This is a genomic window from Actinomadura chibensis NBRC 106107 (assembly GCF_001552135.1).
Taxonomy (GTDB): Bacteria; Actinomycetota; Actinomycetes; order Streptosporangiales; family Streptosporangiaceae; genus Spirillospora; species Spirillospora chibensis.
Genome location: NZ_BCQP01000042.1, coordinates 1 through 16,634 on the forward strand (window position 1 = coordinate 1; position 16,634 = coordinate 16,634).

Here is a 16,634-nt window from a genome sequence, read left to right on the forward strand (position 1 = left end):
CGCCGCGCGGAACGGTTCGACGCGGTCATCGACTGCCAGAACGGCATCCCTTTCTTCACTCCATGGGTGCTGCCCCGCAGCGTGCCGGTGTTCTGCGTCATTCACCATGTGCACGAGCACCAGTTCGGGCTGTATTTCCCCGGCTGGCTGTCGTGGCTCGGACGGCGGCTCGAAGGGCCGGTGAGCAACCGGACGTACCGGCGCCACGCCTATGTCGTCGTCTCGCCGTCCACGCTGCGCGCGGTCCGGGAAAGGCTGGGCTGGAAAGGGCCCGCGCACGTCGTCCCGAACGGGACGGACGTCGCCGACCCCGCCGGGACGGTCCCGCCGGGCCCCGCCGGGGACCCCGACCTGGTGTGCGTGAACCGGCTCGTCCCGCACAAGCGGCCGCACCTGCTCCTCGACCTGGCGGAGCGGCTCGCGGAGAGCCGTCCGGGGCTGCGGCTGCACATCGTCGGGGACGGCCCCGCGGCGCCCGCGCTCCGGGCCGCGATCGCCGCGCGCGGCCTGGACGGCGTCGTCGTCCCGCACGGGCACGTCCCCGAGGAGGTCAAGGCGGCGCTCGTCGCCCGCGCCGACCTGCATCTCAGCACGTCGCAGGGCGAGGGCTGGGGGCTGAGCGTGCTGGAGGCGGCGGCGCTCGGCGTCCCGACGGTCGCGCCCGACGTGGACGGCTTGCGCGACGCCATCCGCGACGGCGTCACCGGCTGGCTCGTCCGCGCCGGGGAGGACCAGGCGGACGTGGCCGACCGGGCGCTGAAGGAGCTGTCCGATCCCGTCCGCCGCGCGGAGGTCGCCGCCGCCTGCCGGGACTGGGCGGACGGGTTCGACTGGGCGCGGACGGCCGCCCGCGTCCGCGACCTCGTCGCCGCCGCCGTCCGCGCCGAGCGGGACCGCGGGTACGGTGACCCGCACGCGGACTGACGGAGGAGGCGAGGGGGCCCGATGGCGGTGGGAGAGGCGGACCCGCCCCGCTCCGGCGCGCCGCCGCGACCCGCCCCGGACGCGGCGGCGCGGGCGTACGAGCGGGCGCGCGAACGGCTCCGCGCGGTCGCCTGCTGCCTGGCGCTGACGGCGCTCGCGTTCGGCACCCGGCCCGGCGCGCTGCTCGCCGACACCAAGATCGACATGCCGGTGGACCCGGTCGGGTTCCTCGGCCGCGCGGTGCGCCTGTGGGACCCCGAGCAGTTCGGCCAGCTCCAGAACCAGGCCGTCGGCTACCTGTTCCCGATGGGCCCGTTCTTCGCGCTCGGCGACGTCGCCGGGATGCCCGCCTGGATCACCCAGCGCTTCTGGCTCGCGCTGCTGATGTGCCTCGCGTTCACCGGCACGTGGCGGCTCGCCGGACGCCTCGGCGTCGGCGGCCCCTGGACGCGCCCGTTCGCCGGGACGGCCTACGCGCTCGCCCCCAACGCGCTCGCCACGCTCGGCCAGATCTCCTCGGAGTACCTGCCGGTCGCGATGCTGCCGTGGATCGTCCTGCCGCTGGTCACGGCCGCATCGGGGGAGGGCGGACGGGTCCGCGCGGCGGCGCGGTCCGGGCTCGCGATCGCCTGCTGCGGCGGGATCAACGCGACCGCGACGGTGGCGGTGCTGGTCGTCCCGGCGGTGTACGTGCTGACGCGGCCGCGCGGGACGCACCGCCTGAGGCTGCTCGCCTGGTGGTCGGCGGCGGCGGGCGCGGCAGCGGCGTGGTGGCTCGTCCCGCTGCTGCTGACCGGCAGGTACGGGTTCTCCTGGCTCACCTACACCGAGAAGGCCGACACGACGACCGGGCCCACCGGCCTCGTCAACGTGCTGCGCGGCGCCGAACGGTGGGTCAACTACCTCGCCGTGGACGGCCAGGTCTGGTGGCCGGTCGGGCACGCCCTCTCGCTCGGCCCGCTCCCCGTCCTCTGCACGGGCGCGGTCGCCGCGCTCGGCCTCGCCGGGCTGCTCGGACGGCTCCTCCCCGAGCGGACGTTCCTGCTGGTCACGCTGCTCGCCGGGCTGGCCGTCGCGTCCATGGGGCACCTCAGCGACATCCCGGGCCCGTTCGCCGGGCAGCTCCGCGACCTGCTGGACGGCCCGCTCGCCCCGCTCCGCAACCTGCACAAGTTCGACGCGGTCGTCCGGCTGCCGCTCGCGCTCGGCCTCGCCCACCTGCTCACGTCCGCCAAGGCGCCCGCCCTGCGGTGGAGGTCGCTGGCAAGCCTGCCGGTCGCGGCGGCGGTCGGGCTCGGCGGCATCGGCCTCACCGCCGCCTCGCACGGCCTCACCGGGCCCGGCGAGTTCACCGACGTCCCCCGGTACTGGCGGGACGCGGCGTCCTGGATCAACGCGCGGGCCGGGCGGCAGGGCGTGCTCGCCGTGCCGGGCGCGCCGTTCGGCGAGTACCTGTGGGGACGTCCCATGGACGACGTCGTCCAGCCGCTGCTGGACGCGCGGTGGGGGGTGCGGCAGCTCGTCCCCGCCGGGTCGCCCGGGTACACGCGGGCGCTGGACGCGATCGACCGGCAGGTCCGCTCCGGCCGCGGGTCGCCGGGGCTGAGCGCGTTCCTCGGCCGGATGGGCGTCCGGTACCTGCTGGTGCGCAACGACCTGCGGCGCGAGACGCTGCGCGGCGCCTGGCCCGCCCGCGTCCACCAGGCCCTGGACGACTCGCCCGGCCTGCGCAGGGCCGCCGCCTTCGGTCCGCCGACCGGCGGGCCCACCGCCGACGACGCGGTGTCGGCGGTCGACCAGCCGTACCCGGCGCTGGAGGTCTACGAGGTCGCGGGCGCCGCCGGCGTCGCGGGCCTCGCCCCCGCCTCCGACCCCGTCCGCGTGTACGGGGGGCCGGAGTCGCTGCTCGCGATGGCGGACGACGGCGCGCTGCCGGACGGTCCCGTCCTGCTCGACGACGACGCGCCCGACCTGCGCGGCGCCCCGGTCGTGGCCGACTCGCCCCGGCTGCTGCGCCGCGACTTCGGCGAGCTGCACCAGACGTCGGAGACGCTGACGGAGGCGCGGCGGCGCGAGGCCGCCGACGTCCTGGCCGGCGGCTGGGACCGCTACGCCACCCGCGCCGCCTACGGCGGCGGCGTCCGCGACGTCACCGCGTCCACGTCGGCGGGCGGGGACGACGTGATCCCGCAGGCCCGCGAGCCGGGCGCGGTCCCGTTCGCCGCGTTCGACGGGAACCGGTTCACGGCGTGGCGGACCGGCGGCTGGACGGGCCCGGTCGGGCAGTGGCTGCGCGCCGACTTCGACCATCCGCGCGACGTGCGGGGGCTGACCGCCGCGTTCGTCCAGGACCCGGCGCTCGGGCCCGCGGTCGCGCGCGTCGCGGTCGAGACCGAGCGCGGGACGGTGGAGCAGGACGTCCGGCGCACGGCGGACGCCCAGCCGCTCCGCGCGCCGGACGGCCCGACCCGCTGGCTGCGGCTGCGGATCGCGCGGCTCGCGGCGGAGCCGATCGTCCCGGCCTTCGCGCGGGCGGCGGTGGCGGAGGTGTCGGTCGGCGGGGTCGAGCCGAGCCGCACGTACGTCCTGCCCGCGCCGCCTCGGGTCGCGGGGCCCGCCACCTACGTGCTGGGCCGGACGGGCGGGGCCGTGCCCGACTGCATGAAGGGCAGCCTCCGCTGGGTGTGCTCGCCTTCGCTCGGCTCCGCGGACGAGGAGGGCGCCGGGTTCGACCGCACGTTCACGTCGGCGGCGGGCGGCCGGGCGCCCGTCACCGGGACGGCGGTCCTCACCGATCCCGCGCTGGTCGAGCGGTACACGGCGGTGCGGGGGCAGGCGGCGGTCGCGGCGAGTTCGACGCTGTCGCGGCACCCGGCCGCCCAGGCCCGGTCCGGCTTCGACGGCGATCCCTCGACGTCCTGGATCGCGGCGGAGGACGACGACCGGCCCCGGTACAGCGTGCGCTGGAAGGGGCGCAAGCGGGTGTCGGAGGTCACGGCCGAGCGCCCGCCCGGCGCGTCGGGCCCGCTCCGGATCCGGGTCGAGGGCGACGGCGGCGAGACGCGCGAAGGACTGTCGGACGCCTCTGGCAGGCTGACCTTCGCCCCGATGACCACCGACCGCCTCACGCTCACCTTCCTGAAGGAGGCGCAACCGCAACCGCTCCAGCTCACCGAACTGCGCGTGCCGGGCGTGCGGCCGCTGCCAGACGTGCGCGACGTTCCACTGCGTCTGCCATGCGGTCTCGGCCCGACACTTCGCATCGGCACGACCTCCATCCCGACACGGGCCGGTGGAACGTTCGGCGACCTCCTCGCCGGACGCCCGCTCAGATTCAGCGCATGCGAACGGGCGACGCTGACGCCGGGCCGGAACCACCTCACCGCCGCACCCCTGGACCCGTTCCGCATCGACACCCTCACCCTCGGCCCGAAGCCCGCCGCGTCTAGCGGGCAGGGCGGGTCTGCCGGGGTGTCCGGGCAGGTCAAGGTGCTTGAGTGGGGAGCGGGCTCGCGACGGGTGGAGGTGAGCGCCGCCGCCGCTTCGTTCCTCGCCGTGAACGAGAACTTCAACGACGGGTGGCGGGCGAGCGTGGGCGGGGCGGCGCTGCGTCCGGTCCGGCTGGACGGGTGGAAGCAGGGCTGGGTCGTCCCGGCGGGGACGCGCGGCGTCGTCACGCTGACCTACGGGCCCGACCGGGCGCAGCGCGCCGCGGTCGCCGGCGGGCTGTCCCTCCTGCTCATGCTGCTGGTCGCGGCGCTCTGGCCGGGGCGGGCGCGCGACCGGCGCGGCGCGCCCGTCGTGGCGGGGACGGGCTGGCCCGCCTGGGCCGCCGTCGGGCTCGCCGCCGCGCTCGGCGGCTGGATCGCCGGGGCGCCCGGCCTCGCCGTCGCCGCCGCGGTCGCGGCCGGATGCGGGGCCGCGCGCGGGCGCGGGTCCGCCGTCGCGCGGGCCGCCGCGTCCCCGTGGCCGGTGGCGGTCGCGATGCTCGCCGGGACGGGCTGCCTCGCCGCCGGGGCCTGGCTCGACCTGATCGCCGACCCGGCCTCCCCGTCCGGCCTGCTGGGCGACGTCGTCCCGCAGCTCCTCGGGGTCGCCGTGGTCGGCCGGGTCGCGGCCGAGCTGTGGCGGCCCCGGCCGTCCGGCGGCGGCCCCGGCGGGCCGATCGCGCTCAACTGGACGGCGCCGGGGCAGGGTCCTCCCGGCGGGCCTGATCCCGGCGGGTCAGCGCCCGCACCGGACGTTCCACCAGGTAGTAGCTCAGACTCCCCGCTGCGATGGACGCCGCCGCCAGCAGCGGAAGGTCCGTCGCCACGTTCCCCCGCAGCCCCCGGTCCGCCGCCTCGTACCAGGCCACGATGATCAGCAGTTGCCACAGGAACACGCCGTAGGAGATCCGGCCGAGGAACCGCATCACCGGGTTGCCGAGGAGCGGGCCGAGCGCCGGATGCCCGGCCGGGGCCAGCGCGACCGGGGCGACCAGCGCCGCCGCGCACAGCCCGAGGACGATCACGTGCAGGGCGGCCGTCCAGAACGCGTCCGGGGCCCGGAGCGCGAGCGGCCCGGCGGCGGGCGTCGCCGCGACCACGTACAGCATGGCCGCCGCCGTCCAGCACGCGGCCCACGAGTCGGACACGGCCCGGCACAGCACGGCGGCGCGGTCGTCCAGCCGCGCCCACACCGTCACCACGGCCAGCGCCATCCCGATGGCGAACCAGGCGAAGTAGCGCGGGAGCCACAGTCCGGCCTGCGAATGCCGTTCCGGGACGAACATGACGACCGTCCAGGCCAGTGACAGTGCCGCGTACACGCCGATGCCGGTCAGCAGCCGCCGCGCGCGGACGTCCGCGCCGCCGCCCGGCCCGCGCCGCGCGTACCAGGCGAGGAGCGCGGCGGTGACCGGCAGCGCGACGTACCAGGCCGCCTCGACGGCCAGGCTCCAGATCTGCCCGAGGTGCGCGGGGCCGAGGTCGCCGTCCCACCAGGCGTCCGGCGGATATGTCTGGGTGAGCGTGAGCAGCGACGCCCAGGTGAACGGGTCACCGGCGTGATCGCGTCCGGCCGTGAGCATATAGACGACGATCAGCAGCCAATAGGCGGGCAGAATGCGGAAGACCCGCTTTCGCAGGTATTCGGCCGCGCGCGGCGCGGGCCGCCCGTTCAGGACGGCCGCCGCCCACGGCCGGTAGAGCAGCAGCCCGGAAAGCGCGAAGAAAACGGGGACGCCGACCTGCCCGCCGTTGTACAGCCACCGCGCCCCGGCCGGGTTCGTCATGGATCCTGCCGCGCTCGCCACATGGAATACAAGGACGCACAACGCCGCCACCGCCCGGAGACCGTCGAAGGCATTCTGATGCCCGGAGATCGGCGGCGCCGCCGTCCCGGCCTTCTCAGCCGCGGATTTCACGTTCCCTTCTTCCGCAGCACCAGGACGAGGTTCCACGTCGCGATCTCCCGCAGCCCGGGAACGCGGACGATCCCCTCCGCCCAGCGCGGGTGGTAGCGGGGGAGGGCGTCCAGAACGCGCACGTCATCGCGCCCATGGGCCCACGCCAGCGCCGCCGACACCGACACCGGGTGCAGGCTCCGGCCGTACAGGTTCTTCGGCGGACGCCCCTTCCTCCGCTCATAGCGGCGGGCCGCCCGCTCGCCGCCGAAGTAGTGCCAAGGCGAGGTCTCGTGCCCGCCCCACGGGGACAGCCAATTGGTGAACGACAGGAAGACCGTCCCGCCCGGCTTCGTCACGCGCACCATTTCACCCGCCATTCGCCACGGCCGGACGACGTGCTCCAGCACGTTCGACGAGAAGCACACGTCGACGGAACCCGTCCTGAACGGAAGGGCGAGCGCACTGGCGGCGATCGCGTTCGGGGTCGGAGCGCCGAGCGAAGTCAATTCGGCGACAGAATGGTCGACACCGGTGCACCGGGCTCCCGCATCCGCGAGTTCCCGCGCGAAATGCCCGGTGCCGGTGCCCACGTCGAGGACGGTCGCCCCGTCCAGGTCGGTATAAGAGCCGAGTAGCGCGACGGTGTCGCGGGCCATCAGGCCGTAGAAATGGTCCGGGTCGGATTGCTCCTTGCGGAATGCGCTCAGCAGGCGCACCGAGCGTCCCAGCGTGGCACGGCGCTCGGTGGACGGCATGGGCACCTCGCTGGGGTCCGGGGGAGCGGGGCGATCACTGGAGGTGGGGGCGCTGGCAGGAGGTAGGGTACCCGGCAGTAGCCCCCCGTGGAGGTGGTCCATGCGGCGACCCGTCGGCCTGATCCTGATCGGGTTGGGCGCGTTCTTCCTGACGCTCGCGCCCCTCGTCCGCTTCTACGTGGCCGACCGGGTGGTCGTGGCGCCGCTGAACCGCTACCAGGTGACGTCCCTCGAATCGAAGGGCTCCACGTACTTCGACGAGTCCGACCTCAAGCTGAAGAAGAACGTCACCCTTCTGGCGAAGAACACCGTCCGGGGGGACGTCCGCGCGAACGAGGGCAACGGCGACATCGCCGTCTGGGACTCCACCACCAACATCTACAACCGGGCCAAGCCCGACAAGCCCATCCAGATCCAGGGCTTCCGCATCGCGTTCGACCGCCGTACCGGGAAGCTGACCAACTGCTGCGGCTCCAACGTGGACGGCGACAACCGCGTCCGGATGTCGGGGTACGGGCTGCTCTTCCCCATCGCGAACGTCCACAAGCGCGACTACCCGTTCTACGACATGACGACGCGGCGGCCGGCGCCGATGCGGTTCAACGCGGTCGAGGAGGTCCACGGCCTCACCGCCTACCGCTTCACCCAGACGATCCCGCTGACGAAGACCGCCCGGCTGGACGTCAAGATGCCCGCGAAGATGCTCGGCCTCCCCGAGAAGGCGGGAAACCAGAAGGTCGACCGGTACGCCGAGGCGTACAACACCGTCTGGGTCGACCCGCGTACGGGCATCCCCGTCAAGCACCGCCAGAACATCCGCAGCACCGTCCGGACGCCGAACGGCAAGGGCTCGATGATCGTCGCGCAGGCCGACCTCGTCACCGTCGACAAGGACCAGCAAAGCCTCGTCGACCTGGCGAACTCGACCGCGCTGAAGATCGACCTCCTGCGCAGCTACATCCCCGGGGCGGGCGTGTTGTTCGGCCTGATCCTGCTGTTCGTCGGCGTCTCCCTCGCCTTCGCCCGGCCCGCCGCCCCACCGGCTCCGGCCACCCCGCGCCGTCCCGACGGCAAGTTCGGCGACCCGGCCCCGGCCGAGGGCCCACCGGCCCCGGCGGCGAGCAGCACCACCTCCGACTGATACGCGTTCTACCCGAAGCCCCAACGTCGACTTTTGACGCCTCGCCCAACTAGAACCTGTTGCAGTTTCGGTGCGCCGCGCCTAGGGTCGGGAGCGTGCGGACACGAGTCACCGAACTTTTCGGCATCGAGTACCCGATCTTCGCGTTCAGTCATTGCCGCGACGTGGTCGCGGCGGTGAGCCGCGCAGGCGGCATGGGCGTCCTCGGCGCCCTGCACTTCACCCCCGAGGAGCTCGAACTCGAACTCGCCTGGATCGACGAGCACGTCGGCGGCAGGCCCTACGGCGTGGACGTCGTCATGCCCGCCAAGTACGAGGGCGCCGACATGGGCGACGCCGAGGAACTGCTCGCGAAACTCCAGGGCATGATCCCGGCCGAGCACAAGAGGTTCCTGGAGGACCTGCTGGCCGAGCACGGCGTCGAACCGCCGACCGACCAGGCGGGCAAGGCCCTCCTCGGCTGGACGGACGTGACCGCGCGCCCCCAGGTCGAGGTCGCGCTCAAGCACCCGATCGCCCTGCTCGCCAACGCCCTCGGCCCGCCCCCGGCGGACGTCGTGGAGCAGGCGCACCGCCAGGGCGTGAAGGTCGCGGGCCTCGCGTCCAACGCCCGGCACGCCCGCAAGCAGGTGGACGTCGGCGTCGACATCATCGTCGCGCAGGGCACCGAGGCGGGCGGCCACACCGGCGACGTCGCGACGATGGTCCTGATCCCCGAGGTCGTGGACGCCGTGGGCGAGGACACGATCGTCCTCGCCGCGGGCGGCATCGGCCGCGGCCGGCAGATGGCCGCGGGCCTGGCCCTCGGCGCCGACGGCGTCTGGACCGGCTCCATCTGGCTGACGGTCGCCGAAGCCGACACCCCCGAACGCGCCCTCCCGAAACTCCTCAACGCCACGTCCCGCGACACCGTCCGCTCCCGCGCCTGGACGGGCAAGCCCGCCCGCTTCCTCAAGACCGCCTGGACGGACGCGTGGGAGAGCGAGAACTCCCCCGGCTACCTCCCGATGCCCATGCAGTTCATGCTGATCGCGGACGCCCTCCCCCGCATATCCCGCTCCGGCGACGGCGAACTGGTCACCTTCCCCGTGGGCCAGATAGTCGGCTCCATGAACCAGATAAAACCGTCCGCCCAGGTCATCTACGACCTGATCGACGAATACGTGGAAGCGATAACCCGCCTGAACACCATCACCGATTCCGACTGAACCCGCAGAAACCTCCGGCCGTCCCCCGACGACCGGAGCCCACCGTGACAGGCGTCAACCATCGTGCCGGGTGCCCCGATCGACGTAGTCGACGACGCAGGCCCTCTTGGTCACGCATGAAGCGTGCGGTTTCGCCTGGGGCGACCACTCGATCTTCATTCGGGTTCGTCCAGCAGGAAGCGCGTGACCTCCTCGTGGGACATCGCCCCGGGCCGACCCTGGCTGTCCGACGTGGGTCGGGTCGGTTCCGCGCTCATGGTCGCCAGCGTACGCAGGCTTCTGGGCGCTGGAGTCCCGGCTGCGTGCTGGTCGCGGCCGGGGCTTCGGGGGTCAGAACCTTGTCATCCAGGAGAGGGTGCGGGCGAGGACGTAGTAGACCACTCCGGCGAGCGCCCAGTTGATGTAGAGCTGCTCGTCGGGGTCGTTCCGCGTGAAGACGTCGTGGAACGGGGTGGCGAGCCAGCGTCCGGCGTCGAGCGTCGCGTCCACGAGCGTGTTGCCCGGGTTGGCGTCTCCCCAGGTCAGCAGCATGCCGAGGGCGAGGATCGCGACGGCGGCCCAGCCCGCGGCCAGGATCATCGCGCTGACCGGGTTGTGCCTGCTGCGCAGCCACCGCGGCGTCCCGCGCCGCCCGGCTCCCGGCTTCGTCGGCTCCCCGGCCGCCGCCGTCCGCCGCCGCCAGAGGCTCCGCCGCGGCACCGCCTCATCCGCCGGTGGCTCCTGCCGCCTACGTCCGATATGCAAGGCCATGGCTCGCTCAGTCCTTCCGTGACTCGCTTCGCCCTAACCGCTGCCACGAACGACCCTTCGCAAACCCGCCCCCCATTCCGGACAGCCCGTAACCTTCAAATCGGCCCTTATAACGACCACTTGCTCAGGTCTGAGCAATATGGGAAAGGCCCCGGCTCACAGGGCCGGGGCCTAGCCGCTCAACTCACCGTGCGGCTTACGTGGGCGATGTAGACGATGCCGTCACTGACGCGGTACAACACCCGGTACGGCCCGACCCGAAGCCTGAAGTCTGTTTTTCCCCAGGCGAACGCCTCTGGCGGTCTCGGATTATCGAGCAGTTCGCCCACCGCGGTGGCGATGGCGTGCATGCCCTTCTGATCATGCATGTAGCGGCGCATTGTCTCCTGGGCGTGCTGTGACCACTCGATCTTCACTTGTCGGAGCCGAGGATCTCCGCCATGAACTCCTCGTGGGAGACGGCGCCGGGACGCCCGGCGGCCTCCCATTCGTCCAGCGCGGCGAACGCGGCCGCAGCCTCGGCCTCCTCCAGCGCTTCCGGGGTGGCGGCCCGTTCCAGCGCTTTGAGCCTTCTGAGGTCATCCAGGGGGACGATCGCCGCTGCCTCGCCGCCTAGGTGAATGACCTCGTACTCGTCTGTCCCGGGGACGTTCGACGGGGATCCGGTCGGTTCCACGCTCATGGTCGCCAGCGTACTCATGGTTTGTTCTCCATCCAGGGGGTGCCGCGGGGGCGTTGGGGCCTGTCCTCCTGGTCGAACATACCATCGAAGTGTGACGGACTGACTACGGTCTGTTGATTAGTTGCCTTTGAAGACGGCGGGGCGCTTTTCCTTGAAGGCTCGGGAGCCCTCCTTGGCGTCTTCGGAGGCTATGACGGGCCAGCCGTGCTCGTCGGAGACCTTGAGGGCGGCCTCTTCGGGGAGGTGTTCGGTCTCGCGGTAGGTGCGCAGGATGGCCTGGACGGCGAGCGGGCCGCAGGCGGCGACCTGGTCGGCGAAGTCGCGGGCGGCGGCGAGGGCCGTGCCGTCCGGGACGATCTTGTTGATCAGGCCCATGGCGAGGGCCTCCCGCGGGGTCACCGAGCGGGCGGTGAGGAGGATGTCCATCGCGTTGGCGTAGCCGATCTGGCGGGGGAGGCGGATCGCGGAGCCGCCCATCGGGAAGAGGCCGCGCTTCGCCTCGTAGAGGCCGAGGGTGGCGCTCTCGGCGACGACGCGCAGGTCGGTGCCGACGAGCAGTTCGGTGCCGCCCGCGACGGCGTAGCCCTCGATCGCGCAGATCAGGGGCTTGGTCGGACGTCCCTCGCGGAGCAGCCCCTTCCAGTGGAAGTTCGGGATCTCGGCCATCCGCTCCCGGATCCGGGGGTCGGACGGCTGCTGCGCCATCGCCTTCAGGTCGGCGCCCGCGCAGAAGGTGCCGGCGGCGCCGGTGAGGATGCCGACACGGACGTCCGGCGTCTCGGACATGTAGGTCCAGGCGTCCGCGAGGCCCACCAGCATGGCGGAGCTGAGCGCGTTGCGCGCCTCGGGACGGTTCATCGTGACGGTGACGACGTGGCCGTCGCGCTCGACGATGCAGTGCTCGGTGCTGATCGGCAGCCGGTCCGCCATGGGTCCTCCAGCGTGGATGTCAAACGAGAACAGATTCTAGTTAAGGTGATCCCCGGCCGGTAGGGCTTGATATGCAAAACGAGAACGTGATCTACTTTTGCCCGCCGGGGCGTCCGCCGGGGGACGGCGCTCACCGTGGTCATCGAGGGAGATCCGATGGGGTCATTGGGCTTTTGGCGGCTGGCGCAGGCCGATCCCGGGTGGGTCGCGGCCGTCGACCCGGACGGGACGGAGCACACCGCGGGCGAGTTGCTGTCCCGCGCGAACCGGCTCGTCCACGGGCTGCGCGGGCTCGGCCTGGAGGCGGGCGACGGGTTCTGCGGGCTCGTGCCGAACGGGTCCGAGGGACTGGTGCTGTACCTCGCGGCGCTCCAGGCGGGCTGGTACTACACGCCGGTGAACTGGCACCTGACCGGGCCGGAGATCGGGTACATCGTCGCCGACAGCGAGGCGAAGGCGTTCTTCGTTCACGAGCGGTACGCGGCGGAGGGCGCGCGGGCGGGCGAGGAGATCGAGGCGCACCGCCGGTTCGCGTTCGGGGACGTCGACGGCTTCCGCCCGTACGGGGACCTGGTCGACGGGCACCCCGACACCCTCCCCGACGAGCGGACCAACGGCGCGACCATGCACTACACGTCCGGGACGACCGGCCGCCCGAAGGGCGTCAAGCGCGCCCTGATGGGCATCGACCCGGACGACAGCGCCGAGCTGATGACGTTCCTGCTGAGCTTCTTCGGCATCACGCCGGGACGTCCGGCCGGGGGCGAGCACGAGGCGCACCTGATCACCTCGCCGAACTACCACACCGCCGTCACCCAGTTCGGCGGCACCGCCCTGCACATGGGCCACACCCTCGTCTACATGGACAAGTGGACCGCCGAAGACACCCTCAGGCTCATCCAGGACCATCGCGTCACCAACACCCACATGGTCCCGACCCACTTCAAGCGTTTGTTGGCGCTGCCGGAGGACGTCCGGTCCAGGTACGACGTGTCGAGCATGAAGCACGCGATCCACGCGGCGGCGCCCTGCCCCGTGCCGATCAAGCAGCGGATGCTGGACTGGTGGGGCGACTGCATCTGGGAGTACTACGCGGCGACCGAGGGCGGCGGGACGATCGCGAGCCCCGCCGACTGGCGCGCCCACCCCGGCACGGTCGGCAACGCGTGGCCGATCAGCGAACTGCTCATCGTGGACGACGACGGGAACCCCGTCCCGAACGGCACTCACGGCACGATCTACATGAAGATGGCCGGGGTCGAGTTCGAGTACAAGGGCGACGAGGAGAAGACGAAGAAGAACCGGCTCAAGGACTTCTTCACCGTCGGCGACATCGGCTACCTGACCGACGACGGGTTCCTGTTCTTGTCCGACCGCAAGGCCGACATGATCATCTCGGGTGGCGCGAACATCTACCCGGCCGAGATCGAGAACGAGATCGTCCTGCATCCGAAGGTCGCGGACGTGGCCGTCTTCGGCATTCCGGACGACGAATGGGGCGAGCAGATCAAGGCCGTCGTCGAGCCCGCCGAGGGCGTGGCGCCCGGTCCCGAGCTGACCGCCGAGATCCTCGCCTCCCTGGAGGGACGGCTCGCCAGGATGAAATGGCCGAAGTCCATCGACTTCATCGAGACGATGCCGCGCGAGCCGAACGGCAAACTGCTCAAGCGCAAACTCCGGGAGCCGTACTGGAAGGACCGAGACAGTGCCATCTAGCACGGGGCGATCTGAGGTCAACCACGTCCTGGAATTCCCGGGCGGTTACACGCGCTCGGTCGGCCCGGTGATCGGACGGTTCCTCAGCGAGCTGCGCGACGGGCGGCTGGTCGGCGTCCGGACGGCGGCGGGCCGGGTGCTCGTCCCGCCGTCCGAGCACGACCCGGACACCGGCGAGGACGTGACCGGCGAGTTCGTCGAGGTCGGCCCGGCCGGGACGGTCACGACGTGGTCGTGGGTGCCGCGCCCGGCGAAAGGGCATCCGCTGGACCGCCCGTTCGCGTGGGCGCTGGTCCGGCCGGACGGCGCCGACACCGCGCTGCTGCACGCGCTCGACGTCGGCGTCTTCGCGGAGGGCGCGAAACCGCCGCGTTTCCTCAAGACCGGAATGCGCGTGCGGCCCCGCTGGCGCGCCGAGCGCAATGGCGGGATCGGCGACATCGAATGCTTCCAGCCCGAGGTCACGATGGTGAACGCGCCGACGCGCCTGGAGTACTCGCTGAAAGGCGGGAAGGCGCTGCAGCGCTTCCTTGAGGGCATTTCGCAGGGGAAGATCCTCGGCCACCGGTGCCCGGTGTGCGAGCAGGTCATCGTGCCGATGAAGGGGCTGTGCCCGCGCGACGGCGTCCCGACGACGGAAGAGGTGGAACTGCCCGACACCGGCACCGTCACCACGTTCGCGGTCAACAACATTCCCGATCCGCGCGCGCCCGAGGTGCCGTTCGTGTCGGCCTACGTGCTGCTGGACGGCGCGGGCCTGACGATGCTCACGCTCGTCGCGGGAATTCCGGCGGACCAGGTGCGGATGGGCATGCGGGTGAAGGCGGCGTGGCGCCCGCGCGAGGAATGGGAGCCGAGCATGGGCAACATCAAATGGTTCGAGCCGCTCGACGAACCGGACGTCCCGTTCGAGCGGATCAGGGAATACACATGACGCGCGAGATCGCCGTGGTCGCGTTCGCGCAGACCCGCCACAGCGCCGAGGACGAGGGCCTCGCCGAGATCGAGATGCTCGCCCCCGTCATCACCGAAATAAAGCAGAAGACCGGCCTCCGACAATTCGGCTTCACCTGCTCAGGCTCGTGCGACTACCTCGCCGGGGCGCCGTTCGCGTTCGTGTCGGCGCTGGACGCGGTCGGGGCCTGGCCGCCGATCTCGGAAAGCCACGTCGAAATGGACGCCGCCTGGGCCCTGTACGAGGCGTGGGTCAGACTGCTGCACGGCGACATCGACACGGCGCTCGTCTACGGGTTCGGGAAATCGTCCCAAGGAGATCTGCGCACGATCCTCACCCAGCAGCTCGACCCGTACTACCTGGCGCCACTCGGAATCGACGCGGTATCGCTAGCCGCGCTCCAAGCCCGCGCCTATCTCGAAAGGTCGGGCGCCACCGAGGACGACCTGCGCGCAGTGGCGGCCCGTTCTCGCCAGGCCGGACGCGGCAACCCCTTCGCCCTCCACCTGCCCGACCCCGAAGGCGACGAATACGACGTCGCCCCGCTGCGCCCGTACGACGTCGCGCCCATCACCGACGGGGCGGCGGCGATCGTCCTCGCGTCCGGGGACAAGGCGCGTGAGCTGTGCGAACGTCCCGCCTGGATCACCGGGATCGACCACCGCGCCGAGCCGCACTCGCCGGGCGTCCGCGACCTGACCCGCTCGGAGTCGGCGCGGATCGCGGGCGAGAAGGCGGGCGCGGCGGGCGTCGAGGTCGCCGAGCTGCACGCGCAGTTCAGCCACGAGGAGCTGATCCTCAAGGAGGCCCTCGGCCTGGACGACCGCGGCGGCGACGTCGCCGTCAACCCGTCGGGGGGCGCGCTGTCCGCGAACCCGATGATGGCGGCGGGCCTGATCCGGATCGGGGAGGCGGCGTCCCGGATCCACGACGGGACGGCGGCGCGGACGCTCGGGCACGCCTCGTCCGGCCCCTGCCTCCAGCAGAACCTCGTCTGCGTGCTGTCGGGAGAAGAGCATGGGTGAGCGTTGCGCGATCATCGGCGTCGGGCAGACGGCCTACAGGTCGAAGCGGCTGGACGTGTCGATGCCCGGGCTGCTGCGCGAGGCGGCCCGCCGCGCCCTCGACGACGCGGGGCTGACCTGGACGGACATCGACGCCGTCGTGGTCGGCAAGGCGCCCGACCTGTTCGAGGGCGTGCTGATGCCGGAGACGTTCCTCGCCGACGCGCTCGGCGCCGCCGGGAAACCGATCATGCGGGTGCACACGGCCGGGTCGGTCGGCGGGTCGACGGCGATCGTCGCGGCGGGGCTGATCCAGGGCGGGGTGCACGAGCGCGTCCTCACGATCGCGTGGGAGAAGCAGTCGGAGTCGAACGCGACGTGGGCGCTCACCGTCAACTCGCCGTTCACGACGTCGCTGGTCGTCGGCGCGGGCGGCTACTTCGCCCCGCACATCCGCGCCTACATGCGCCGGTCGGGCGCGCCCGACCACATCGGCACGCTCGTCGCCGTCAAGGACCGGGAGAACGCGCTCAGGAACCCGTACGCGCACCTGAAGATCCCCGGCATCTCCCGCGAGATGGTCGAGTCGACGCCGATGCTGTGGGAGCCGATCCGCTACCTGGAGACGTGCCCGTCCTCGGACGGCGCCTGCGCGATGGTCCTGGCCTCGGAGGACGCGGCGAGGAAGGCCCCGGCGAAACCGGCCTGGGTGCACGGGACGTCGATGCGCTCCGAGCCGATGATGTTCGCCGGACGCGACTCCGTCAGCCCGCGGGGCGGCAAGGACGCGGCGGCCGACGTCTACCGGCAGGCCGGGATCAGCGACCCGCGCCGCGAACTCGACTGCGCCGAGGTGTACGTCCCGTTCTCCTGGTACGAGCCGATGTGGCTGGAGAACCTCGGCTTCTGCGGCGAGCACGAGGGCTGGAAGCTCACCGAGGCGGGCGCGACGGCCCTGGACGGCGACATCCCGTGGAACCCGTCCGGCGGCGTGTTGTCGTCCAACCCGATCGGCGCGTCCGGGATGATCCGGTTCGCCGAGGCGGCCCTCCAGGTGCGCGGGCTGGCGGGCGACCACCAGGTGGACGGCGCCCGCCGCGCGCTCGGCCACGCCTACGGCGGCGGCGCCCAGTTCTTCGCGATGTGGATCGTCGGCAGCGACAAGCCCTGAGGGGGCGCC

The 16,634-nt window shown here is 72.4% G+C and carries 13 protein-coding genes and 1 pseudogene; 8 read left to right on the forward strand and 6 right to left on the reverse strand.

The features are described 5' to 3' along the window. The coding region (locus tag ACH01S_RS24180) for a glycosyltransferase family 4 protein (RefSeq protein WP_067895706.1) at nucleotides 1-924 on the forward strand (924 nt) is incomplete at its 5' end. Between the two features lie 21 nt (nucleotides 925-945). Then, nucleotides 946-5,286, forward strand: a complete 4,341-nt coding sequence (locus ACH01S_RS46830; RefSeq protein ID WP_067895709.1) for an alpha-(1->3)-arabinofuranosyltransferase domain-containing protein — start codon at nucleotides 946-948, stop codon at nucleotides 5,284-5,286. A gap of 16 nt (nucleotides 5,287-5,302) precedes the next feature. On the opposite strand, the pseudogene ACH01S_RS46145 reads toward ACH01S_RS46830, so the two are convergent. Both ACH01S_RS46145 and ACH01S_RS24200 read right to left on the reverse strand, forming a co-directional pair. Further along, nucleotides 5,303-6,367, reverse strand: a pseudogene (locus ACH01S_RS46145) (acyltransferase family protein); the annotation flags it as partial. Next, the gene (locus ACH01S_RS24200) at nucleotides 6,328-7,068 is read right to left on the reverse strand and encodes a class I SAM-dependent methyltransferase (RefSeq protein WP_067895716.1); all 741 of its coding nucleotides are present in this window, start codon (nucleotides 7,066-7,068) and stop codon (nucleotides 6,328-6,330) included. The gene ACH01S_RS24200 and the pseudogene ACH01S_RS46145, both read right to left, overlap by 40 nt. A gap of 100 nt (nucleotides 7,069-7,168) precedes the next feature. On the opposite strand from ACH01S_RS24200, the gene pgfA reads away from it, so the two are divergent. Both pgfA and ACH01S_RS24210 read left to right on the forward strand, forming a co-directional pair. Then, nucleotides 7,169-8,209: a cell envelope lipid trafficking protein PgfA gene (pgfA, locus tag ACH01S_RS24205; RefSeq protein WP_067895719.1), complete on the forward strand. Its 1,041-nt coding sequence runs from the start codon at nucleotides 7,169-7,171 to the stop codon at nucleotides 8,207-8,209. 95 nt (nucleotides 8,210-8,304) lie between these two features. Beyond that, nucleotides 8,305-9,417: an NAD(P)H-dependent flavin oxidoreductase gene (locus tag ACH01S_RS24210; RefSeq protein WP_067895722.1), complete on the forward strand. Its 1,113-nt coding sequence runs from the start codon at nucleotides 8,305-8,307 to the stop codon at nucleotides 9,415-9,417. Between the two features lie 330 nt (nucleotides 9,418-9,747). Here the strand turns inward: ACH01S_RS24210 and ACH01S_RS24215 are convergent, their stop codons facing one another. The 4 genes from ACH01S_RS24215 to ACH01S_RS24230 form a co-directional block, all read right to left on the reverse strand. Then, a complete protein-coding gene (locus tag ACH01S_RS24215; RefSeq protein WP_067895725.1) occupies nucleotides 9,748-10,116 on the reverse strand; it encodes a hypothetical protein in 369 nt (122 codons plus the stop codon). A gap of 230 nt (nucleotides 10,117-10,346) precedes the next feature. Next, nucleotides 10,347-10,583 (reverse strand): type II toxin-antitoxin system RelE family toxin, encoded by a 237-nt coding sequence (locus ACH01S_RS24220; protein WP_083981069.1) that lies wholly within the window; start codon nucleotides 10,581-10,583, stop codon nucleotides 10,347-10,349. Further along, entirely contained in the window at nucleotides 10,580-10,849 is a 270-nt protein-coding gene (locus tag ACH01S_RS24225; RefSeq protein WP_148344047.1) for a hypothetical protein, read from the reverse strand. The genes ACH01S_RS24220 and ACH01S_RS24225 overlap by 4 nt, the downstream gene beginning before the upstream one ends. Nucleotides 10,850-10,966: 117 nt before the next feature. Next, nucleotides 10,967-11,779, reverse strand: a complete 813-nt coding sequence (locus tag ACH01S_RS24230) for a crotonase/enoyl-CoA hydratase family protein (protein ID WP_067895732.1) — start codon at nucleotides 11,777-11,779, stop codon at nucleotides 10,967-10,969. Between the two features lie 156 nt (nucleotides 11,780-11,935). Between ACH01S_RS24230 and ACH01S_RS24235 the strand changes: the two genes are divergently transcribed. Genes ACH01S_RS24235 through ACH01S_RS24250 form a run of 4 tightly spaced genes read left to right on the forward strand, consistent with a single transcriptional unit; the run spans nucleotide 11,936 to nucleotide 16,625 of the window. Next, nucleotides 11,936-13,495: an acyl-CoA synthetase gene (locus ACH01S_RS24235; RefSeq protein ID WP_067895736.1), complete on the forward strand. Its 1,560-nt coding sequence runs from the start codon at nucleotides 11,936-11,938 to the stop codon at nucleotides 13,493-13,495. Then, entirely contained in the window at nucleotides 13,485-14,429 is a 945-nt protein-coding gene (locus ACH01S_RS24240) for a Zn-ribbon domain-containing OB-fold protein (RefSeq protein WP_067895739.1), read from the forward strand. The genes ACH01S_RS24235 and ACH01S_RS24240 overlap by 11 nt, the downstream gene beginning before the upstream one ends. Next, nucleotides 14,426-15,475, forward strand: coding sequence for a thiolase family protein (locus tag ACH01S_RS24245; RefSeq protein ID WP_067895742.1), 1,050 nt, complete (start codon nucleotides 14,426-14,428; stop codon nucleotides 15,473-15,475). The genes ACH01S_RS24240 and ACH01S_RS24245 overlap by 4 nt, the downstream gene beginning before the upstream one ends. Next, entirely contained in the window at nucleotides 15,468-16,625 is a 1,158-nt protein-coding gene (locus tag ACH01S_RS24250) for a thiolase family protein (protein WP_067895745.1), read from the forward strand. Before ACH01S_RS24245 ends, ACH01S_RS24250 begins: the two co-directional genes overlap by 8 nt. The last annotated feature ends 9 nt before the right edge of the window (nucleotides 16,626-16,634 follow it).

Bases quoted from the DNA above. Each gene is read 5' to 3' on its own strand.
- pgfA (WP_067895719.1), top strand. From the start codon at position 7,169: ATGCGGCGACCCGTCGGCCTGATCCTGATCGGGTTGGGCGCGTTCTTC.
- ACH01S_RS24250 (WP_067895745.1), top strand. From the start codon at position 15,468: ATGGGTGAGCGTTGCGCGATCATCGGCGTCGGGCAGACGGCCTACAGG.
- ACH01S_RS24230 (WP_067895732.1), bottom strand. From the start codon at position 11,779: ATGGCGGACCGGCTGCCGATCAGCACCGAGCACTGCATCGTCGAGCGC.
- ACH01S_RS24245 (WP_067895742.1), top strand. From the start codon at position 14,426: ATGACGCGCGAGATCGCCGTGGTCGCGTTCGCGCAGACCCGCCACAGC.
- ACH01S_RS24200 (WP_067895716.1), bottom strand. From the start codon at position 7,068: ATGCCGTCCACCGAGCGCCGTGCCACGCTGGGACGCTCGGTGCGCCTG.
- ACH01S_RS46830 (WP_067895709.1), top strand. From the start codon at position 946: ATGGCGGTGGGAGAGGCGGACCCGCCCCGCTCCGGCGCGCCGCCGCGA.
- ACH01S_RS24225 (WP_148344047.1), bottom strand. From the start codon at position 10,849: ATGAGCGTGGAACCGACCGGATCCCCGTCGAACGTCCCCGGGACAGAC.
- ACH01S_RS24235 (WP_067895736.1), top strand. From the start codon at position 11,936: ATGGGGTCATTGGGCTTTTGGCGGCTGGCGCAGGCCGATCCCGGGTGG.